This window comes from Nocardia sp. NPDC004278 (assembly GCF_053602975.1).
The window spans coordinates 1-20,627 of sequence record NZ_JBSGEQ010000002.1 but is presented as its reverse complement, the minus strand read 5'-3'; the positions used below and the strand labels follow the sequence as shown (position 1 = coordinate 20,627).

Sequence of the window (20,627 nt, the reverse complement as noted above, 5' to 3'; positions counted from 1 at the left end):
CAGACGCCGGTTCCGACCGCTTTGTGACACCTCTGATCGGTGACAGATGTCACGGTGCTGCGACGTCACATAGGCGCGGTCGTCGACATCTTTATGTTCGTCCAGTTACGCAGACAGGAGGCCGACATGCAGGTGTTGATAGTGGGCAGCGGCTACTCGGGCACGCTCGTGGCGAACCGGGTCGCCAAGAAGGTGAAGGACGCCGAGATCACGGTGATCAACCCGCGCCCGGATTTCGTGGAGCGGGTACGGCTGCACCAGCAGATCGCGGGAACATACTCGGCGGCCACGCCCCTGGCAGAGGTGCTGCGGGAAGGCATCAAGGCACGGGTCGGCGCGGTCGACAAGATCGGCGACGGCGCCGTCGTCCTCACCAACGGTGAGCGAATCGACTTCGACTACGCCTTCCTGGCCGTGGGCAGCACCGTTGTGCCGATGCCGAGAACGGTCCCGGTGGGCACATGGGAAGGCGCGCAACAAGCTCGCGCGGCGCTGGCAGCCCTGCCCGCGGGCGGCCAGGTCACCGTCATCGGGGGTGGTCCGACGGGCATCGAGACGGCGGCCGAAATCGCCGAGGCCAGACCGGATGTGCGGGTGCGGCTCGTCGGTTCCTCAGTGGGCGGCGGCCTTTCCGATGGTGCGTATCGGCGGGTACGTTCCGGCTTGGCACGGCTCACGGTCGAGATCGTCGACGATGAGGTGGCCGAAATCGGTTCGGGTGCAGGGCAGTTCGACGGTGTTGTGCGGCTGCAGTCGGGTTCGGATCTGGCCTCCGATCTGACCCTGTGGGCGATCGTGTCAGGCGTCCCCGACCTCGCGGCGCGCAGTGGTCTCGCGGTCGATGCGCGCGGTCGTGCCGTTGTCGATGAGTTCCTGCGCAGCACCAGCGATGAGCGGATCTTCGCCGTCGGCGACTGCGCAGCGGTGCCCGGAGCGCGTTTCGCCTGTTATACCGCGCTGCCACAGGCCATTCACGCGGCCGACAATTTCGCTCGCCTGCGCAAAGGCCGCAAGCCCAAGCCGCACTCCCTACCGTATTTCAGCCGCGGCCTCTCGCTGGGCAGGAAGGACGCGGTAGCCCAGTTCACCCACGCCGACGATACGGTCCGGCGCATCTACGTCGCCGGACGGACCGCGGTCGCACTCAAGAAAATGGTCACCCATAGCGCGTTCTCCACCGCCCGCACGGGCGTTTCCAGCTTCTGATGAACAGCAGGGCCGCAGGTTGCGCTGATGCTGAAGCGGGCACCCGGTTTTCGGGTGCCCGCTTGGCATCTCACTTCGAGCAATGTCGATCGCTATGCTGCTGCGGCAGTTTCCAGCGCCCATTCCGCCCGTATCGGCCAGCGGCGGTGTTCGGCGTCGATGACGAACACGTGGGTGTGCCGGTAGTGGCGTTCGTCGACGCGGTCGGCATCGGTCAGCCGGGCCGGGTCGATGGTGCCGACTTCATGTAGGTGAGTCAGCTCCTGTGGGTCGTGGCGTGGCCACATCCGCAGCGTCACAGTGATTCCCGCGGCGGCGAATACCGCCAGCGTTGTCCAGGTAGTAGTGAAACCGGCGGCGGTGGTCAACCATCCCGCAATCGGATAGGTGATCAACCAGGCCAGATGCGACAGCGAGAACTGTGCCGCGAAGAGCGCTGGGCGATCGCCGGGTTGCGAGGAGCGCCGCAGGACCTGCCCGGTCGGCGTCAGCACCGCCGCGGTGCCCGCACCGATGAGCGCCCACACTCCGATCGCGGCGCCCCATCGCCAGTCGCCGCCGTCGGCGGTCGACAGTGCGATGGCCGAGCCGAGTCCGGTGATCAGCGTGGCCGCACCCGCCAGCATCACCGGCCGGGCGCCGATCCGATCGAGGACCCAGGGCAGCGAGAGCGCGACGATCATGGTGCCGAACCCATTGGCGGCCAATAGCATCGCTACTCCGGACTGGGTGCCGCCGAGGGTGTCGCGTACGTAGTTGACCGTATTGACCATGATCACCGATCCGGCGGCGGCAACAACGAGGTTCAATCCGAGCAGGCCGCGCAGCCGTGGCGTCGCGGCGAAGATGCGCACGCCCACCGTGATCCGTTCCCGGAATGAGCCCTGCGCGGCGGCGGTCGCGTCCGGAATGCGGGTGGTGATCACCAGGGCAGCCGAGATGACGAATCCGATTGCGGTGCCGACGAACAACCAGTGGAAGCTGATGACGGCCAGTGCGGCCGCGGCCAGCATCGGGCTCAGCAGGGTTTCCATGGTGGCGGCCAGTTGCGCCGCCGACAGCGCCCTGGTGTATTCGCGTTCGTCGGGCAGGATATCCGGGATGACCGCCTGGTATGTGGGGGTGAATGCGGCCGAGGCGGTTTGCAGCACCGCGATCAGCACGTAGATCTGCCACACCTGGTCGATGAACGGCAAAGCCAGCACCACGGCGGCTCGGATGACGTTGAGCGCCACCAGGAAAATCCTGCGGGGGAGTCGGTCCGCGTAGGCGGCCACGATCGGCGCGACTGTCACGTAGACGAGCATCTTGATGGTCAGCGCGGTGCCGAGGACAGCCGCCGCGTCCGCCCCGGCGAGTTCGTAGGCGAGCAGCCCGAGTGCGACGGTGGTCAGCCCGGTGCCGAACAGGGCCGACACCTGAGCGGTGAACAGTTTCAGATAGTCACGGTGGCCGAACAGTGTGGTGGCGAGCATGGGCATGGAACGCATCGGAAACCCTTCCTGGCAAATGAGTTGGGTGGATCGCGGATATTGCGACAGCAGCACTCGCACACGTCGGACTCCTCTCCGGAATAGGCGGTCATCAGATGGAAGATCCACCCGCTCAACAGACTTCGGCGATCAGGCAGTGGTGGACAGCGTGAAGGCGGCGGTCCGGACCACATCACCGTGCTTGAAATCCAGGAAAAGCCGGTAGGTTCCGGGGCCGGGCACGGCGGTATGGAACGTGACGTCCGGACCGGGCGCGGTCACCCCGTCACCGGGTTCACCATTCGGATGCACGTGGACGTAGGCCAGATCGCCCGCGCGCAGGATCACCAAGTGACCGAAGGCGGCCAGGTAGGGCTGCAGGTCGGTGACCGGTTCGCCATCCTTGCGGACGGTGAGGGTGAGCAGTCGGCCCGCATCCGGGACCAGTTCGCCGTCGAGGGTCACCTCGTATCCGTCCACGAGCGCGGTGCGCGTTGCCTCGGGGGCGGGGCGCGGTTCGTATGTCCCCGCAACGGCGAGGTCCGCGCCAAGAGTGATGGTCTTGCCGAGGGCCCGCGGAGCGATATCGGTGAAGACGCGATAGGCGCCCGCCTCCGGGAGATTCAAGCGCACGGCCCAGGTCCCATCTGCGGTGAGCTGGGGATGCACGTGCCAGAACCCGGTCAGCTCGCGCCGAGCCACGATCAGATGCAGGTCGCGGTCGTGGATGGCGGTGTAGTCGGTGACCGGCTTGCCATCCGGTCCGAGGATCCGGAACCGGAAGTCGATTTCACCCGTCCCGATGATCGGGTCCGCGAGTTGCAACTGGTAGCCGTCCTGGGTGATCTGAAGTCCGCCCGGGAGTCCGCCGCCATGTCCGGCGTGGTCGTGCTGCTCGGCATGCTCGGCGTGGGCGGCCGGAGCCGCGTGCCCGGTGTGGGCGATGTGGTTGTGGTGCCCGGCATGAGCGGTGTGGTCGCCGTGCGCGCCAGAGTGATCCGCATGAGTCTGGGTGGTCATTGCTTCGGCCTCTCGATCTTGTTCATTCGATACCGAGAAAGTTATACCCCCTAGGGGTATGCCGCAAGGCCGATAGATGTGATGCGCCGCACTGCGACTAAGTACGTACGGAGGTAGTAGGTTATTTCCAGTGGATGTCAAAGGTTTGTCGTAGCTGAACGCATGAGCCGAAAGTTTCTCGCGGCCAAGGGGATTGGAAGTTGAAAGAGGTTGTCGACGAGTCACGCCGGGGAGTACCGCGGTACGCGGACTCGCGCGCCATCGGAAGAATCTCGATAGCGGGCACCCGGGTGTCGATGACTTGCGGCATCGGGTGCCCGCTATCGGGTCGCCGATCCCACACACCCGCCGCCGCGACCCGCGCTACCGCCGTTTGCTACCCGACCGGCGCTATAGTCGGCTCACTGTGAACCTCATCGGGCGTTTGCGGCACGGTGGCACCGTAGTGGCGGTGCTCATCGCAGTGCTGCTCGCGGCGCCGATGGTCCACTGTGCCCAGACGAACGACCATGAGCACTCCGGCGTGCACAGCCAGATGGCGCCTGGGAACTTTCGCACCGCCGCCCTCGACGATTCCGCTCACGTGGTCATCGATGCCGCGCATGAATCCTGCGGCCTGCATCTCGCCCACTGCATCGTGAAATCGGCGCGGACGGGTGCGGCCGAGAACTTCGCGGCGCTGCGCCTGCTCGCCTTGATCGGGGTCGTCGCCATCGTTGCCGCAGCTAGTTGCTCGACGCTCGCTGGAGGCGTGCGCGGTCCGCCGGTATCCCCGCCCTCCGCTGCTGGTCGGGACATTCTCGAACGGTTCTGTATCGCCCGACGCTGATCGGTCAGCGCCAGGCCGACGTTGTGTGCCGTCGGCCGGTGTTCGCTGCCGTTCAACGTCCGCACCGCCGCGTGGCGGTCTCGATACAGGAAGCGACAGTCATGAACAAGATCGTGCTCGACCGGCCCGAGGTGCCCCCGGCGCTGATCCCGGCGCCGGGCGCCGCCCGACAGGCCCCCGCGCTGGTCGGCAACACTCCGGTGCTGTGGGTCGGCGCCCCGCTCGCACCCGCCGGTCGGGGGTTCTGGGCCAAGCTCGAAGGATTCAATCCCGGCGGCATGAAGGACCGCCCTGCGCTGCACATGGTGCGCCGGGCCGAAGCGCGCGGTGCGCTGGCAGCTGGCGCTCGAATCATTGAATCATCTAGCGGCACATTGGGTTTGGGTTTGGCGCTGGCCGGCATGGTGTACCGCCATCCGGTCACGGTGGTGACCGATCCGGGCTTGGAGCCCATCGTCGCCCAGATGCTGGCCGCCTATGGCGCGCGCGTCGATCTCGTCGCGCAGCCGCACCCGAACGGCGGTTGGCAACAGGCACGTCGGGATCGGGTCGCCGAGTTGCTGGCCGAGGAATCCGGAGCATGGTGCCCGGACCAGTACAACAACCCCGACAACGTCGACGGCTACGAATCGTTGGCGCTCGAACTGGTGGAACAGCTCGGGACAGTGGATGTTCTGGTGTGCGCGGTGGGCACCGGCGGGCATTCGGCCGGGGTCGCGCGGGTGCTGCGGCGGTTCAACCCCGACCTGAAGCTCATCGGCGTGGATACCGTGGCCTCCACAATCTTCGGCCAGCCGGCGGGACCACGGCTGATGCGAGGTCTCGGGTCGAGCATCTACCCGACCAATGTCGACTACCGCGCATTCGACGAAATCCATTGGGTCGCACCGTCGGAGGCGGTGTGGGCATGCCGCACGCTGGCCGTGACACACTATGCCACCGGCGGCTGGAGTGTCGGCGCGGTGGCGCTGGTTGCGGGCTGGGCGGCGCGCACCCACGACGCCGATGCCCGGATCGCGGCCGTATTTCCCGATGGCCCGCAACGCTATTTCGACACCGTCTACAGCGACACCTACTGCGCCGAGCACGGACTTCTCGATGCCGAGCCGCCGACCTACCCCGACACCATCACCCATCCGGCCGAACGAGTCGTGACCGCCTGGACCCGTTGCAGCACAGTTGTCGACCCGCGCGAACGGGCTTCGGATCAAGGGGCAACCCGGTGACGGTATTCGGAAACTTTCGCAGCTTCGACCTCCCGGCACGTTTGTTGATGGTCAACCAGTTCGGTATCAACCTCGGCTTCTACATGTTGATGCCCTACTTGGCCGGATATCTGGCGGGTCCGCTCGGCTTGGCGGCGTGGGCCGTCGGCCTGGTGCTGGGTGTGCGCAACTTCTCGCAGCAGGGCATGTTCCTGATCGGTGGCACGCTGGCCGACCGGCTCGGCTACAAACCGCTGATCGTGGCCGGATGTCTGCTGCGCACCGGCGGTTTCGCGCTGTTGGTCTTCGCGACGTCCCTGCCGGGTCTGCTGATCGCTTCGGCGGCAACAGGTTTCGCGGGCGCTCTGTTCAACCCGGCGGTGCGCGCCTACCTCGCGGCCGATACCGCGGAGCGGCGGGTGGAGGCGTTCGCCGTGTTCAATATCTTCTATCAAGCGGGCATCCTGGCCGGGCCACTGGTCGGGCTCGCACTGATGGCGGTCGATTTCCGGGTCACCGCGGGTACCGCCGCGCTCGTATTCGCGGCGCTGACGGTGGCGCAGTTGTGCGCGCTGCCGACCCGACGGGCGGAACTCGCCGACGAGAAGTCATCGGTTCTCGACGACTGGCGGACCGTGGTCGCGAACCGTCGGTTCCTCGCCTTCGCGGTCGCGATGATCGGCTCGTATGTGCTGTCGTTCCAGGTCTATCTGGCACTGCCGCTACAGGCGGAGTTCATCGCGGGCGCGCGAGCACAGATTCTGGTATCGGCACTGTTCGTGGTCTCCGGGGTGGTAGCGGTCGCCGGTCAGCTACGCGTCACCGCCTGGTTCCGCGAAAGATGGGGGACAGGACGCAGCCTGGTCGTCGGGATGGGCATACTCGCCGTGTCATTCCTACCCCTGGTGATCATCCCGGGGCCCTGGCGCTTCGGTGTCGGCGCGGCCGTGGCGGCATTGCTCGTGTCGGCGGCATTGCTGGCGGTCGGCACCGCCGCGGTATTCCCATTCGAGATGGACACCGTCGTATCCCTGGCCAACGGGAAACTCGTGGCAACCCACTACGGGTTCTACAACACAGTGGTCGGCGTCGGCATTCTGGCGGGCAATTTGGCAACCGGCGCCGTAGTCGGTGCCGCCCGCGCCGCCGGAGTCGACTGGGCAGTGTGGTTGGGGCTCATCATGATCGGCCTGATCGCCGCATTCGCATTGCACCGGCTCGACCGAGCCCAGCCCGCACACCCAGTTGCGCCGAGCGCCGCGTACTCGCGGCAATCCGGCGGGCGTCATCTGCCCGAGCAGCCGGAGAATGCGGGCCGAGCGCCGATCGGCCGAGCATCGAAAGACACCGGACGCCGAGCATCACCCGGACCGATACCAACGGGCCGTCGCTGATCGACTCCGACCATGGCCGGAGGATGCTGTCGGCCAAGTCGTGACACCGAGCGTGCCCGAGCCGGGGCCGTGGCTGCCCAGCAGTGCGATCTCGGCTCGGGCCACCGGAATCACTGCCACACCGCGGCGGCGAAGATCCTGCGCCCGGCTCTGGATTCTGCTGCGTGAACTTCTGATCGCGCTGCCCACCGGCGGTCTGACATGCAGACCGAACGCAGCGACGTCACCGCATCGCTCGACGCGGAGCAACTCCTCGCCGCATCGGCGGTCATGGTTCTCGCGACGAACCTCGGCCAGGAGAGGACACTCACCCGATTCGATGGGATGTATCGCACGGCTGCTGTTGTGCTGCTTGCAGGTTTCTCACAGATTGCTGTTTCAACCTAAGGAACTGTAAGGGTTGGCGAGGCATCGTGGACCCGAGCCTGGTTCAAGCGCACCGTTGTGACCACTGCGGGCTCGAAGTTGTCGGTATCGCAGGTATACGCCCACGCAACACCCGATCTGAAAAGTGAGCTTTGCAACACACGCTCCGTGCATTACGTTTGCGTTACGGTTTGCCGGTAAGAAGCCAGTTGATAGCTACGGAGCGTGTGCGTGCTGGAACTCGACCACTTCACCTACGGATGGGTGACCCCTGTCCTGGCCTATGTCATGTCCGTCATCGGATCGCTGCTCGGCCTGCGATGTGCGGTGCATGCCCGAACGGCACGCCGGCCAGGAGGCTGGCTCCTCGCCGCGGCCGTATCCCTAGGGGGTGCGGGCATCTGGGTTATGCACTTCACCGCGATGCTCGGTTTCTCCATCGATGGGGGAACCATTCGGTTCGATGTGCCGATGACGCTGCTGAGCGCCGTCGTGGCCATTGTGGTGGTGTGGATCGGACTGTCGGTCGCCGTGCGCTGGCGGCGGGAAGTGCTGGCTTTGCCGGTCGGCGGCACCGTCACCGGACTCGGTGTAGCCGCCATGCACTACCTGGGCATGTATGCGATGCACACCAACGTGACCATCGGGTACCGCCCCGCGCTCGTCGCGCTGTCGCTGGCGATCGCGGTGGTCGCGGCAACCGCCGCGCTGTGGTTCATGCTGCACGTGCACGGATTTCGTGCGACCGCGGGCGCGGCGTTGATCATGGGTGTCGCGGTATGCGGCATGCATTACACCGGAATGGCGGCAATGCATGCCGAGCATGCTGGCGGCCATGCGATGCCGGACGGTGCCGAGCCGCCGCAACTGCTGACCCCACTGATCATGACCGTCGTCGCGGTCGTCATGGTGCTGATCATCGTGGTCGGGCTGGCCGAACTCGACGAACGCAATTTGTCCGACGCGCAGGCCGCGGCCGAGCAGCCCGCATCCGCTCGACCCGAAGCCGCTCGGCTCAGGTCCGCGCGCTTCAAGTCCGGCACCCTGGCTACCAGCCCCGCCGACCTACCCAAGAGCGGCCGCGAGTGGCCGCGCCGAGAAATACTCGACTAGCATCGAGTCCCGCCTCGCATGTTGTCGATGGTGTTGCACCATCGCCTGATCGGCGAGCAGTGGCCGGGTAGTCACGACGGTTCCGAACCGCTTGGATCTCGGCGACTCCAGCGTGATGAGCGCCCGATATGCGGTTCGGCCGGAGCCGAAAACCAACGATTCGCTGGTCGGAGTCGCCGTAGTGTCGGCCGAAAATCGGGCGGATATGACTTAGCTTGCTGGTAGAGAACGGTTTTCGTGTTCGTGGTGCGGTCTCGGGTGGTTGGTGCTCGGCTTGGCTGCCGATGAGGGTTGATCGGCGTGCGCTGCTGGTCACCGATCCCGCGCTGGTCAGAATCCTGCGCTAAGCCTGAAAACGGTTTAGCCGGTTGCCCTGTGTGTTGAGTCGCGAGCGTTGCTGCGGCGGTCGGACAAGGTGATCCGAGCTCGTCACGGTGGGTCTATGTGCCTTCGTCCAAAAGGGCGCGCAGCGCTAGGTTGGCGACCTGCCGCAGCTCGTCACGGCTGCGCCCGGCCGCGGCCTGGACGGCGATGCCGTCCGAGATCGTGTGGACGAGTGCGGCCAGGTCAGCTGGTTCCTGGCGGGACGACAGGTCGGTGGCCTGCTCGAGCCGCCTGCGCAGTGCCGCCTCGCCGGCTTTGCGTACCGCGACGGCGTCCTGGCGGACAGTGCGCGAGTCGGGTCCACAGGCTTGAACGGTCTTGACGCACAGGCAGCCGTGGGGAGTGTTCTCGCCTGCGGTCAGGTCGACGGCCCCGTGGATCAGCCGCTCGACGACCTCGCGGCCGGTGGGCGCGTCCAGCGCGTCGGCGGCGTAGGCGCCGGGGCCGTCGAGGTAGCGGGCGAGAACCTTGCCGAACAGTTCCTCCTTGTTGCCGAAGGCGGCATAGAGGCTGGGCTTGTTGATGCCCATCGCGGCGGTCAGGTCGGCCAGCGAGGCGCCCTCGTAGCCGTGCCGCCAGAACACCTCCAGCGCGTGGTCGAGTGCGGTGTCTGCGTCGAATGCGCGTGGGCGTCCGCCAGGCATGCCGTCCTCCATGCTCTTTCCCCTGTTTTTTACCTATCGGTACATTACCTCTTGCGGACGAGTGTTGCGCCACCTAGTTTCTTACCGAAAGGTACAGAACTAAGGAGTGGCACACATGATCCGAGTCGGAGTTGTCGGGGCCAGCGGTTGGGCGGACAGCTCGCACCTGCCCGCGCTCACCGCTCTCGAGGAGTTCGAGGTGACCGCGGTCGCGACCACCAACCAGGCCAGTGCGGACCGGGCGGCGGCCGCCCACGGCGTACGGCACGCCTTCGCCGACGTGGGCGAACTCATCGCGCACCCTGAGGTCGACTTGGTCGTCGTGTCAGTGAAGGCTTCCGGGCATGCCGCCGTGATCAGGGCAGCGCTCGACGCCGGCAAGCACGTCGTGTCCGAGTGGCCGCTAGGCGTCGACGCCGACGAAGCAGGTGAGCTGACCGAGGCCGCCACCGCCGCCGGCGTCGTTCACGCGGTTGTCCTCCAGGGCCACCATTCCCCGAGCGCCCGTTTCGCCGCGGATCTGCTGGCCGACGGCCGGATCGGCACGCTCGAATCGGTCGCGCTAGTGGCCGAGGGCGCCCCCTGGGGAGGCAGTCGAATATGGCCGAACCTGGTGTTCGGCCTCGACCCTTCGGAGGGAACCAACATCCTGACCATCATGGCCGGTCACTTCCTGGCCGCACTCGAACGGGTCGCCGGCCCACTGACCGAAGTCTCTGCACGGCTGCCCCGCACACACGACCGCGTGCTCGTCGCCGGGACGCAGCGGATCGTGCCCAACGCTACGCCCAGCCACGTGCTGCTGCACGGACTGCTGACCAGCGGCGCCACCGCCTCTGCTGTCGTGCACGGCGGCAACGGGCCCGCACGGTACGGGTTCCGCCTCGAGCTCGTCGGCAGCGACGCAACGTTGACCGCCACCCCAGCCCAGCCCGGGACATTCATCCACTGGGGCGACTGGGACATCCGTATCGGCGACGAGGCCCTGGCCGTGCCCGACACCTACCGCACGGTCCCCGCCAGCATCCAGGACGGCCCACCGGCCAACATCGCAGCTCTCTACCAGGAGGTCGCTCGAGCCATCACCGAAGCCCGACAACCGCATCCCAGCTTCGAGACCGCCCTGCGCCACCACCGACTCCTCGCCGCCATCGAACAGTCCGCGGCCGATGGAACCGTCCGGTACATCTCCTAGCCGACATGTACCGCGACAGGGTTCCCAGCTGAGCCCAATCCGCAGGCGCGGGCGATGCCAACAGCCGCGGATCCGGCAAGAAATAGCAATAGCCACAACCATTTTCGTGATGCCCTGACTGCGCCCGGGGCTTCACTGCGTAAGCGCCGGAAGGCGGCGCGGATGGCCAGTACGGTGACCCGGATCCAGCGCAGGTCATCAGGCCTGTTCAGAGGCGCCGACGCGATCTGGCGTGCGCGAATCCACGAAAACATCTTCCCTTAACGACGTCCCATCGATTAACGTATCGCTATATAGCGGCACATTAATTGACGGGATGATAACTGATGGAGATCGCAACAAAGTTCTGGACGGTCCGTCGAGTGGTGATCGTGACGCTGATCAGCATCGCGCTGGTGACCGTGACGATCGCCTCACCTCACCTTTTCGCGGCCTCGGCCGGACCTCGGGATTCGCACGCCCCCGGGAACAGCCATGGCTATGGATCCGGATCGCGCCCGAATAGCACCGACCACAGTCAGAACAACAGCGGCTACGGATATGGAGTGCGCACCAATAGCGACAACCACGATCAGTACCGAGGCCGCAACGAAAACCCCTGCCAGTACACCCCCACGGGGACCTGCGGAGCGCGCTGACGACGAAAGCGGTAGATGCCGAGGCCGGGCTGTCGGAGTGCCATTCGGTTGCCGGTCGACGCCCGGCGGCGATCAGTGTCCGGACGTATTCGAGCAGCCGCGTGAGTAGGGCTTTGACCGATCCCCGCCGCCTGACATCACAGAGACGGATCGGGATGTGGTGCGGCAGACCGAGGGCGAGTCGGATTTCGTGTTCGCCGTAGCTGTCCCCGCCGTCGAAACAGTTTCGTCGCCGCACTCGGTCTCGCCGACGATCACACTGTCCGCGACTGCTGCCCGCGAACCGCAGTATCGACCGGTACCGTCCCTGGTATGAGCAGAGCGATTGTGGAGCTCTCCCATCGGATCGCGGACGGCATGCTCACCTACCCTGGCTTGCCCGAACCGCGAGTCACTACCGATATTTCGCGTGGGCAGTCGCCACTGATCGACATGACCTACGACATTGCGCGCGTGGATATGGTCGGCAATACCGGGACCCATATCGATGCGCCATACCAATTCCACGCCGATGGCGCCGATATCGCCGAGCTGCCGCTGGAACGGCTGTTCAACGTGCCGATCGTGATGATCCGCGCGGCGAAAATCCGTGCGGTTGGACCGGATATGCTCGGCGACCCGGCGCGGCTCTGGGGCAAGGCGGTGCTCGTGCACACCGGATGGTCGGCCCGGTGGGGTTCGTCCGCATACTGGGAGCCCGGCCATCCATTCCTGGTCGGCGAGGTCGCGGATGCGCTGGTCGCCGCCAATGTGGCGCTGGTGGGAATCGACTCGCTCGACATCGACGATATGTCCCTGCCGACGCGGCCGTGCCACCATGCGCTGCTCGGTGCGGGAATCCCGATCATCGAACATATGACGAACCTGGACGCGGTTCCCGACATCGGTGCCAGGCTCGTCGCGCTACCAGCGCCGGTACGCGGGATGGGCTCGTTTCCGCTGCGCGCTGTCGCCTGGACCGATTAAGACGGCACGCGCAGCAGGAGGTAAGCGGCAATTCCCGAGCCGATGACGGCTCCGCCGTAGCAGACCAGGATGATCAACCCACTGAACTGCTCGAGCCGCAAGCCGTGCTCCACCGTGTACCGGAAGCGGTGGGCCCAATGGAACAGAGCCAGCACACAGAGTCCGAAAAGTACCAGCCGGGTGACAGGATGACGCAACACCGCGAGCAGGTGTGCGTGGTCCGGCGCGGGAAGCCAGTCCAATGGGAAGGCGAGGCCGAACAGGAACAGCAGCACCGGTATGAGCAGCGCGGCGGCCATTCCGCCGATGCCGAACAGCAGCCACGCCAACGGTTCCAGGGACCTCTTTTTCGTCGTCATCGCAGCACCACCAACAACACGATCGCCGTCAGCAGGCCCCACAGCAGGTAGTTCAGCCCAACGATCACCCTCGGTGCGACGCGCCGGTTCCGTACCCGCAGCACCATCGCCTTGGGCGCGAGGCTGAACCAGGTGACCGTGTGCAGCAGCACGAACAGCAGAGCGATCGTGTTGAGTGCAACCACCCACCCAGTTGCGCTCCAACTGAGAAACCGCTGGTACTCCTCGTTTCCGGAACTGACCGCATGGATCAGAAGCAGGAGAAATACCACGAACCAGGCGACGAACACGCTGCTGAGTTCGCGCAGGGCGAAGATCAGATACGAGCGACGTCGCGCCCACCAGAACGTGGAGACCGGCTTTCGGTACAACCGGGGTGTCGTGGTCATCGTGCGCGCCAAGGCATGAGGAAATTCCGCAGCGATTGCGTGGCCGCGGTCAACTTGTAGCGTTGGATCGCACCTGCCGGGTCGACCCCTTTGGGGCAGGCGGTGGTGCACTCGCCGACGAAGGTGCACGACCAGACGCCCTCGGCGGAGGCCAGCACGTCGCGCCGATCTGCGGCGCCTTCATCGCGAGAGTCGAGGTTGTAGCGTTGGCCCAGCGCGATTGCCGCCGGACCGATGAATTCGGGCTCGAGCGCGAAGACCGGACAGGCCGAGTAGCAGAGCATGCAGTTGATGCACATGCTGTATTTCTTGTATTCGTCCATTTCGGACGGTGTTTGCAGGTACTCGCCGTCATCGAGCGGCCGATCTTCCTTCCTGATCAGCCATGGCTTGACCGCGGTCAGCTTGTGCATGAAGTCGCTGATCTCTATGACGAGATCCCGGATCACCGGGAAGTTGCGCAATGGCTCGACCCGCACCGGCCCCGGCGCGTAGTCGGTCAGGAATGTGGCGCAGCTCAGTTGTGGCTCGCCGTTGACGGTCATACCGCAGCTACCGCAGATCCCCATCCGGCACGACCACCGGTACGACACCGTGCCGTCGAGGTAGTCCTTGATGTAGTTGAGGCCGTCGAGCACCGTCCATTCCTTGCGCAGCGGAACCTCGTACAACTGCATTACCGGTTCGTCATCTCGATCCGGTCGATAGCGCGCGACCTGCAGGGTTATCCGGTCCGCCATCGCCATCACCTCCCATATACGCGTTCGCCCGGAGGCCAGCGAGTAATCGTTACCGGGAGGTACGAGACGCGACCCGAACCGTCCGGCTGTCGATGGACCAGCGAATGGGCCAGGAATCGCTGGTCGTTCCTGGCGGGGAAATCGGTCCGTTGGTGCGCACCCCGCGATTCCTCCCGTGCCAGCGCGCAGGCGACGATGCATTCGGCCACATCGAGCATGCAGGACAGTTCCAGCATCGCCACCAGCTCGGTGTTGAACGCTCGGCTGTGATCATCGAGGCGAGCGCGGCCGAATCGATCGCGAAGCTCGCGCACCTTGTCGGCAGCCTCGGCGAGGGAATCGCCGTCCCGGTAGATCCCGGCACTGGTCTCCAGCGTCTCCTGCATCTCGGTGCGGATGTGGGCGATGCGTTCGGATCCCTCGGCATGTCGGGCGATGCCTCGTTCCAGCCGGTCCTGTTCGGCGCGGCCGCGTGCCAGGACCGCCGATGTCCGGCGGGCGGTGGCCGAGCTCGCGTACTCGGCCGCGGCACGACCGGCTCGCGCACCGAAAACCAGCAACTCGGGCAGGGAATTCGAACCGAGCCGGTTGGCGCCATTGATACTGACGCAGGCGACCTCTCCGACGGCGTACAGGCCCTCCAGGGGTGTCGCGCCGTGGATGTCGGTATGGATGCCGCCCATCATGTAGTGCACGACCGGGCGTACCGGGATCAGTTCCCGCACCGGGTCGATGTTCTGGTACTTCGAGCACAGCTCGCGCACGAACGGCAGTTTCGTATCGATGAGATCGGCACCGAGGTGGCGCAGGTCGAGGTGGACGACGTGTCCGTACGGTGTGCCGATGGTCCGGCCCTTGTCGAGTTCGTGCACGAAAGCCTGTGACAGCCGGTCGCGTGGCCCGAGTTCCATGCTGCGCATCACCGGCACCGGTGATGGCGTCCCGAGGTCGTAATCCTGCAGGTAGCGGTAACCGTCCTTGTTGAGCAGCCAGCCGCCCTCCGCGCGCGCCGCCTCGGTGATCAAGATGCCCGTGAACGGAAGGCCGGTCGGGTGGTACTGGACGAACTCCATATCTTTGAGCGCCGCGCCTGCCCGGTAGGCCAATGCCATACCGTCGCCGGTGTTGATATTGGCGTTGGTGGTGAACGGATACACCCGGCCACAGCCACCGGTGCACACGATGACAGCGCTGGCGAGAATGGTTTCGACGCGTCCGGTGGCCAGTTCGATGGCTACGATGCCGCACACCTTGCCGTCGTCGATGAGCAATGTGGTGGCGAACCATTCGTCGTATCTGACGATGTCTCGATATGACAGTGCGGTCTGGAACAGGGTGTGCAACAAGTGGAAACCGGTCTTATCGGCTGCGAACCAGGTGCGGTTGTTCGTCATGCCGCCGAATGCCCGTACCGCAATGTGCCCGTCCGATCGGCGGCTCCATGGACAGCCCCAATGCTCCAGCTGCAGCAGCTCCCGCGGTGCTTCCTCGACGAAGGCCTCGACAGCGTCCTGGTCACAGAGCCAATCGCTGCCGGAGACCGTGTCGTATGCGTGTTCTTCCAAGCTGTCGCCTGGACCGGCGACAGCGGCGGCGCCACCCTCGGCGGAGACGGTGTGGCTGCGCATCGGATAGACCTTGGAAACGATCGCGATACTCAACCGCGGGTTGTGTTCGGCGATGGCGATGGCCGCACGCAGGCCCGCGCCGCCCCCGCCGACGATCACGACATCGTGAGAAGCGGTCATGGTGCACCACCATCGTGGGTCAGGCCTCGAAGTCGGCGCTGCGCTCGTCCATCAGGACCTTGCCGTCATGGCGGACCGTTTCGATCCGAACGCAGCCGTCGTGGTATTCGTGCCGAATCTTGCGGCAGCCACAGTCGTAATGCAGATCGTCGATAACCAGGCCCGCTTCGTCGTCTTCGCGGTGGCGAGCCCCGCCCCTCAGTTTCCCGCATGGGGCGCGTTCGGTGCTGAACTGCTCGGTGATGCTAAGCATCTCCACCTCCCGGCGAACCGGTGGCACACCCTACTGGCCGGTATAGATACATAAGCGTACGCGCATTGCACCGAGGCCGCAGGCGGCGTTCCAGCGCTGGCGGATATCGCCCCACCTGCACCGACGCGTTGTAGACGAACCGGTCCGGTGTCGGCCCGGACGGGCTCCGCAATTCAAGTAGTCACGTACTCGATACGCCGCGGCCGCATCGAGCAACCATGACTGCATGTTCAATCCGCGCCCCCGGCCGGGGTTCTCTCGATTGAGCGGCACCCGGCATCAACGCAGCTCCATCGGGTTCGTTCCCGAGGTAGATCGAGTTGAAAGGAAATGACATGACTTCCCCTTGGGCAGTGGTGCTGTGCCAATTCAGCGATACGACAACGCCGCCGCCGTTCTCCCGTCAGCGGTTCGAAGAGCTGTTAACCAATTCAGGTGCGGGCAAGTTCAACATGGTGGACTTCTTCCGCGACATGTCGCATGGCTCGCTTGATCTGACGGCGACAAGACTCTTGGGCTGGTACAGCCTGAAGCAGAAGTTCTCCGACTTTCCCCCAGCACACCGTGATGACGTCATAGCGTGGGGCCGCCAGGCCGCCTTGGACGCACACGAGGATCTGGCACCGTATGGGAACCGGATCCTTGTGATCACGCACCCGGCAACCGACCTCTTCGGGGGTGGGAGTGGCGCTGTCTCCGGTGACGGCAGAGACTCTTCCGGAATGTCCTCACTGTCGCCGAGTCTCCTCGGGCAGGAGATGGGCCATGTTTACGGGCTCAACCACTCCTGGTTCGGCAGTACAGAATACGGGGATCGGTGGGACATCATGAGCACCCGCAATTCCTCCATGGCGGCGCATCCATTCTTCACCGACCTGGATGTCAGCGGTCGGCCGATTTTCCGCGTCGGTCCCGGGCTGAACGCCGCCAACATGTTTGGCAGAGGCTGGCTCGATATGTTGCGAGTGTGGCAGGCAACACGTGAGGAATACGCCACGGTTGTCGAGCTGCGACCGCTGCACCGGCGTGACCTACCGGGTTATCTCTGCGCCCGCGTCGGCCCATACTTCTTCGAATTCCGTGTCGATGAGGGCTGGGACGCTGGCATCCAGGCTCCCGCTGTGCTGGTGCACGAGTTCGACTTCAATCGGTCGAATCTCCTCACCGCCACGAACGGCAACGACTATCTGCAGAAAGGCGACCAGTTCGTGCGTGGCAACGCGCACGAGCCAACCAGTCAGACGGGGCTTGTGCAGGTCAAAGTTGTCGATATCGACAGGGCATCTCGGGTGGCAACACTGGAAGTTACCCAGCGGCCGGACAGCCGACCGGTTGCCGGTCCGGGCAGGGTCGTCGTCGGCGTGGACGATGACGGCGGCGGACTGATCGTGATCGGCGGAAAGGTCGTGAAGATCCCGCCCCGTTCGCCGGTGTACGCAGTCGTCGAAGAGCTGGCTCAGCTGCAGCAGGCTGGCTCGCTCGTCGATGCAGCGGCGCGTGACGTCGTGCATCGCAACTCGATTCGTGCCGTCGCGTCGCTTATGAACGACGAACTGTCGAGGATGGAATCGCCGTGTGTTCCGTTCAGCACGCGAGAGGTGCTGACCGAAGCGCAGATCTCAGCATCCTTGGCCCGCTCAGCGGAGTCGGTGGACAGCTGATCACAACGAGGGCTATTTCGCTTCCGGCAAACGCTTTTCGACGGTTTCGAGGGCAGCTGATAGGCGTTCGCGCGCCTCTCGGGCGACCGCGTGCAGTTCGGGCTGGTCGGTGTGGTGCAGCAGCTCGCCGCACAGCAGCAATACCGGGTCGGCCGCCTCGACGAGTGTGGTGTCGTCGTCCGTGCGCACCACGACATTGCAGGGCAACAACAGACCGACTCGGGGATCGGCGGCCAGCGCGCGTTGCGCGAGGACCGGGTTGCAGGCGCCGAGAATCAGATACTCGTCCATCCGGATGTCGAGCTTCGCTCGCAGCGTGGCGCGCATGTCTATCTCGGTCATGATGCCGAAGCCCTGCTCGGCCAATGCCTTTCGAAGCTCCGAGACGGTAGCGGCGAATAGTGCGGGCACCCGGATGGCGAGGGCGGCTGCGACCGGCCTGCGGATCTCGGTCACGAGATCACCGGGTCGTACCGCCGCCTCCGGTGCGATCAGATACACCTCGGTCGGCGGTCCGACCGGCTGATAGTTGGAGGCGCGGATCCATTCGTCGAGCGCACGGTAGGCGTCGCCGATGCGTTGATAGTCGCCGCGATGTCTGGTGCTGGCGAATAATCTCGGCTGGAGACGGCGCAGGCTGACTTGTTCAGCAATGTCATCGAGTGCGCCGTCGGCCACCGGGAGGCTGAAGTCCACATCCGTGGTCATACCTGGTCCGAGCATGCCCAGATACGTCGTCGAGGGGGCTCCGGCCGGGGCCAGGCCGGTGCGCTCGGCCAACTCATAGAGGGCCCGCATGCCCGCGCGGACATCGTCGCCAGCCTGGTCGGCGCGCACGGTGCGGCGCAGTTCGAGCATGGCAGTGGTATTCGATTCGACGACCGTGACCCGGTACGACATTGCGCCTCCGCCGATCTCAGGACCGGTGCGCGCTACGGTCGAGTTCAGTGTGGGCCAAGCGATCGGCCCAGGCCCGCGCGCGTTCCAACTCGCCTGCGGTGAGCGGGCCGAGGGTACCGTCGACGAAGAAGTCCTGTGGTGCGTCGGCCAACTCATATCCCAAGCGTCGCAACCGTTTTCCGGCACCTCGCGCGGCCGATCCCGGCAGCCAGGACGGTTTCGCCGCCTTGGTTCCGAAGGCCGCGGCCCGGGAGCCCGGTGGCACCGGCAGCGCCGCGTCCAGCCATTCCCGCACACCGATGTCGACTGCGACCGGCGCCTCGGTCCGTGTCGCCGCGTCACGCCGTGTTCGGGCCCTACTCATCCCGAAGGCATGTGTGGGACCGCCGACCACCAGCAGATCCACCATCGGCTCCGGGCGCTGGGCGGCGGCCACCACATCCAGCACCTCGACCTCACCGTATTGGCTCAATCCCGCTGCGATTGCCTTGGCAATGGCTGCGGTGTTGCCGAACATCGATTCGTAGACGACCCGGGCCCGCATTTCGCTCTCCTCTGCCTTCTACCTGCGGAAATTCCTTCGCCCCCGACGCTACGTCCGCGCAGGGCACGCGCATAGTGCCCAACTGACGCACGCCGAGGGACTTTCGGCCATCCCGCACGGACCGCGCCATGCTGGCGCGTGTTCGCCGGTTCGGCTGCAGGCGGGCCGGCCCCAAACCCGGCGTCCGGCAGTTGATTCCGACCTCCGCGCATTCCTCATGGCGACGAGCCGGATGAGAATTGGCGCTCAGACCACGCGGATCTCCAGTACCTCGTCGAGCGGGCGCCGTGGCGTCGGAGTGGGGTCGGTGTCTTCTGGTGCGGTGCCGATACGGACCACGACCTGCGGTAGATCCGGCTGGGGGATCAGATCGGTGATCACTGATCGGCTGGTGGCGAGTTCGGTGATGTGGGTCAGTGCACAGGTCGCCAGGCCGCGTGCGGTGCATTCGAGGAGCAACTCCGACAGCGCCTCGCCGGTATGCAGCCACTGCGCGGGTGTCTCACCGAGGGTGCTCAGCACCACCAGCCGGGCCTCGTCCTCGAGATCGCTGCGGCGCACCGAATACGGCGCGGATGGGAAGGGGCGCCCGACATCGACCCTGGCCGCCTCGGCATCCGATACGAGCGCAGCCACCGGGACACCTTCCCGAGTGTCCGAATGCCCTGTCCACCAATGTAATTCGGTTTGATACGGCATATCGTAGCGGCGCAGCGCGGCGGCGTGCTCGGTGGCCGCGGCCAGCCGCGGCCGGTTGCTCTCGGCAATCTCGTCGACCGACACATGGTGTGGCCGCGCCAGTTCGCGCACCGTGGCGAGCACATCGAGCCAGCCGGGCGGCGCCAGCATCGGCAACCGGTCGGTGCGGCGTCGGCGGATGGCGCGGATCCTGGCGGCGGTCGTATTCAGCGCGCCGGGCCACGGCCGGAACTCGAGGGTGGCCAAGTGCCCGGGCACATTCGGATCCGGGAATCGGGTGGCCTCGGCGAACCAACCCATCGACATGAAGGCCAGGCGCGCGTGGTCGAGCACGGCACCGCAGCTGATCACCAGTTGTCTGCCGAGCGGGTCGGCTGAACGCAACAGCCTGTCGGTATCGCTGTGCAACTGCAGCCGCGCACCGTCGAACACCCAGCGCCATGGCTGAGTGTTGTGCACCGATGGGGCCCGACAGGCGAGCATCAGCGCCAATCGCACGTCCCCCGGATCGGGTGTGCTCGCATGGTCGCTTGCGTTCATGCTTCGAGTGTCGACGCCGACAACAGCGACCGCGACAGGCATTGCGCACCGGATCCAGGGTCCATGGTCACAATCGGCGCGAGGCGGCTCGCGCCGTGGTGTCGAATGCGGTTCTCGCGGCTCCGAAAGTTGGGGTATTCGGTCCTGGGTTGCTGGGGTCCTTCGCCCCTGGGCGGTATCGGGGTGTGGTGGTGGCATGGGGAGCCGATGTCGGTGGATTGATCGAGAAGGAAAGGTAGGCAACACCAATTGACGCGTGAGCTGACTCAACGCGAGATACTGGCCGAGTTGGAGCCGATGGCCGAGCAGTGTGTGCACCGGCACCTGTCGATGTCCAAGGATTGGCATCCCCACGACTACGT

At 65.5% G+C, this 20,627-nt stretch carries 21 protein-coding genes and 1 pseudogene; 11 read left to right on the top strand and 11 right to left on the bottom strand.

All coding sequences use genetic code 11. The annotated features are described in order from the left end of the window. Positions 1 to 126: 126 nt before the first annotated feature. A complete protein-coding gene (locus tag ACWEO2_RS02600; protein WP_452403735.1) occupies positions 127 to 1,206 on the top strand; it encodes an NAD(P)/FAD-dependent oxidoreductase in 1,080 nt (359 codons plus the stop codon). A gap of 92 nt (positions 1,207 to 1,298) precedes the next feature. On the opposite strand, the gene ACWEO2_RS02595 is transcribed toward ACWEO2_RS02600, so the two are convergent. Continuing rightward, positions 1,299 to 2,696 carry an MFS transporter gene (locus ACWEO2_RS02595; protein ID WP_452403734.1) on the bottom strand — a complete coding sequence of 466 codons (1,398 nt, stop codon included), beginning with the start codon at positions 2,694 to 2,696 and terminating at the stop codon, positions 1,299 to 1,301. A gap of 132 nt (positions 2,697 to 2,828) precedes the next feature. Further along, positions 2,829 to 3,698 (bottom strand): hypothetical protein, encoded by an 870-nt coding sequence (locus ACWEO2_RS02590; RefSeq protein ID WP_452403733.1) that lies wholly within the window; start codon positions 3,696 to 3,698, stop codon positions 2,829 to 2,831. Between the two features lie 406 nt (positions 3,699 to 4,104). On the opposite strand from ACWEO2_RS02590, the gene lpqS reads away from it, so the two are divergent. From lpqS to ACWEO2_RS02565, 5 genes are all read left to right on the top strand, one after another. Next, positions 4,105 to 4,527 carry a putative copper homeostasis (lipo)protein LpqS gene (lpqS, locus tag ACWEO2_RS02585; protein WP_452403732.1) on the top strand — a complete coding sequence of 141 codons (423 nt, stop codon included), beginning with the start codon at positions 4,105 to 4,107 and terminating at the stop codon, positions 4,525 to 4,527. A 101-nt stretch (positions 4,528 to 4,628) separates the two neighbouring features. Continuing rightward, complete coding sequence (locus tag ACWEO2_RS02580; protein ID WP_452403731.1) at positions 4,629 to 5,753, top strand: PLP-dependent cysteine synthase family protein; 1,125 nt, start codon at positions 4,629 to 4,631, stop codon at positions 5,751 to 5,753. Continuing rightward, positions 5,750 to 7,126 carry an MFS transporter gene (locus ACWEO2_RS02575; RefSeq protein ID WP_452403730.1) on the top strand — a complete coding sequence of 459 codons (1,377 nt, stop codon included), beginning with the start codon at positions 5,750 to 5,752 and terminating at the stop codon, positions 7,124 to 7,126. The genes ACWEO2_RS02580 and ACWEO2_RS02575 overlap by 4 nt, the downstream gene beginning before the upstream one ends. A gap of 201 nt (positions 7,127 to 7,327) precedes the next feature. Beyond that, positions 7,328 to 7,513, top strand: coding sequence for a hypothetical protein (locus ACWEO2_RS02570; RefSeq protein WP_452403729.1), 186 nt, complete (start codon positions 7,328 to 7,330; stop codon positions 7,511 to 7,513). 210 nt (positions 7,514 to 7,723) lie between these two features. Then, positions 7,724 to 8,605, top strand: coding sequence for an MHYT domain-containing protein (locus tag ACWEO2_RS02565; RefSeq protein WP_452403728.1), 882 nt, complete (start codon positions 7,724 to 7,726; stop codon positions 8,603 to 8,605). A gap of 440 nt (positions 8,606 to 9,045) precedes the next feature. Here the strand turns inward: ACWEO2_RS02565 and ACWEO2_RS02560 are convergent, their stop codons facing one another. Next, positions 9,046 to 9,633, bottom strand: a complete 588-nt coding sequence (locus ACWEO2_RS02560; RefSeq protein WP_452403727.1) for a TetR/AcrR family transcriptional regulator — start codon at positions 9,631 to 9,633, stop codon at positions 9,046 to 9,048. Between the two features lie 115 nt (positions 9,634 to 9,748). On the opposite strand from ACWEO2_RS02560, the gene ACWEO2_RS02555 reads away from it, so the two are divergent. The 3 genes from ACWEO2_RS02555 (at position 9,749) to ACWEO2_RS02545 (ending at position 12,432) form a co-directional block, all read left to right on the top strand. Then, positions 9,749 to 10,828 (top strand): Gfo/Idh/MocA family protein, encoded by a 1,080-nt coding sequence (locus ACWEO2_RS02555; protein WP_452403726.1) that lies wholly within the window; start codon positions 9,749 to 9,751, stop codon positions 10,826 to 10,828. Between the two features lie 326 nt (positions 10,829 to 11,154). Beyond that, the gene (locus ACWEO2_RS02550; RefSeq protein ID WP_452403725.1) at positions 11,155 to 11,466 is read left to right on the top strand and encodes a hypothetical protein; all 312 of its coding nucleotides are present in this window, start codon (positions 11,155 to 11,157) and stop codon (positions 11,464 to 11,466) included. A 312-nt stretch (positions 11,467 to 11,778) separates the two neighbouring features. Further along, positions 11,779 to 12,432: a cyclase family protein gene (locus tag ACWEO2_RS02545; RefSeq protein ID WP_452403724.1), complete on the top strand. Its 654-nt coding sequence runs from the start codon at positions 11,779 to 11,781 to the stop codon at positions 12,430 to 12,432. Here the strand turns inward: ACWEO2_RS02545 and frdD are convergent. From frdD to ACWEO2_RS02520, 5 genes are read right to left on the bottom strand one after another with little or no spacing between them, the layout of a single operon-like run. Then, a complete protein-coding gene (gene frdD, locus ACWEO2_RS02540; RefSeq protein ID WP_355184279.1) occupies positions 12,429 to 12,791 on the bottom strand; it encodes a fumarate reductase subunit FrdD in 363 nt (120 codons plus the stop codon). The genes ACWEO2_RS02545 and frdD overlap by 4 nt on opposite strands. Further along, entirely contained in the window at positions 12,788 to 13,180 is a 393-nt protein-coding gene (locus tag ACWEO2_RS02535; protein ID WP_452403723.1) for a fumarate reductase subunit C, read from the bottom strand. The genes frdD and ACWEO2_RS02535 overlap by 4 nt, the downstream gene beginning before the upstream one ends. Continuing rightward, positions 13,177 to 13,920 (bottom strand): succinate dehydrogenase/fumarate reductase iron-sulfur subunit, encoded by a 744-nt coding sequence (locus ACWEO2_RS02530; RefSeq protein WP_452403722.1) that lies wholly within the window; start codon positions 13,918 to 13,920, stop codon positions 13,177 to 13,179. Before ACWEO2_RS02530 ends, ACWEO2_RS02535 begins: the two co-directional genes overlap by 4 nt. Positions 13,921 to 13,925: 5 nt before the next feature. Continuing rightward, on the bottom strand, positions 13,926 to 15,668 hold the full coding sequence (gene frdA, locus ACWEO2_RS02525; protein ID WP_452403721.1) for a fumarate reductase (quinol) flavoprotein subunit: 1,743 nt from the start codon (positions 15,666 to 15,668) through the stop codon (positions 13,926 to 13,928). Between the two features lie 19 nt (positions 15,669 to 15,687). Continuing rightward, entirely contained in the window at positions 15,688 to 15,921 is a 234-nt protein-coding gene (locus ACWEO2_RS02520; RefSeq protein WP_355184283.1) for a hypothetical protein, read from the bottom strand. Positions 15,922 to 16,256: 335 nt separating this feature from the next. Here ACWEO2_RS02520 and ACWEO2_RS02515 point away from each other — a divergent pair, with 335 nt between their 5' ends. Then, complete coding sequence (locus ACWEO2_RS02515) at positions 16,257 to 17,582, top strand: hypothetical protein (RefSeq protein WP_452403720.1); 1,326 nt, start codon at positions 16,257 to 16,259, stop codon at positions 17,580 to 17,582. A 12-nt stretch (positions 17,583 to 17,594) separates the two neighbouring features. Here ACWEO2_RS02515 and ACWEO2_RS02510 read toward each other — a convergent pair whose 3' ends face one another. From ACWEO2_RS02510 to ACWEO2_RS02500, 3 genes are all read right to left on the bottom strand, one after another. Further along, a complete protein-coding gene (locus ACWEO2_RS02510) occupies positions 17,595 to 18,482 on the bottom strand; it encodes a DUF302 domain-containing protein (protein ID WP_452403719.1) in 888 nt (295 codons plus the stop codon). Positions 18,483 to 18,498: 16 nt separating this feature from the next. Next, positions 18,499 to 19,026: a flavodoxin domain-containing protein gene (locus tag ACWEO2_RS02505; protein ID WP_452403718.1), complete on the bottom strand. Its 528-nt coding sequence runs from the start codon at positions 19,024 to 19,026 to the stop codon at positions 18,499 to 18,501. A gap of 246 nt (positions 19,027 to 19,272) precedes the next feature. Further along, positions 19,273 to 20,265 (bottom strand): Acg family FMN-binding oxidoreductase, encoded by a 993-nt coding sequence (locus ACWEO2_RS02500; protein WP_452403717.1) that lies wholly within the window; start codon positions 20,263 to 20,265, stop codon positions 19,273 to 19,275. A 249-nt stretch (positions 20,266 to 20,514) separates the two neighbouring features. Between ACWEO2_RS02500 and ACWEO2_RS02495 the strand changes: the two are divergent. Further along, positions 20,515 to 20,627: pseudogene (locus ACWEO2_RS02495) on the top strand (acyl-ACP desaturase); the annotation flags it as partial.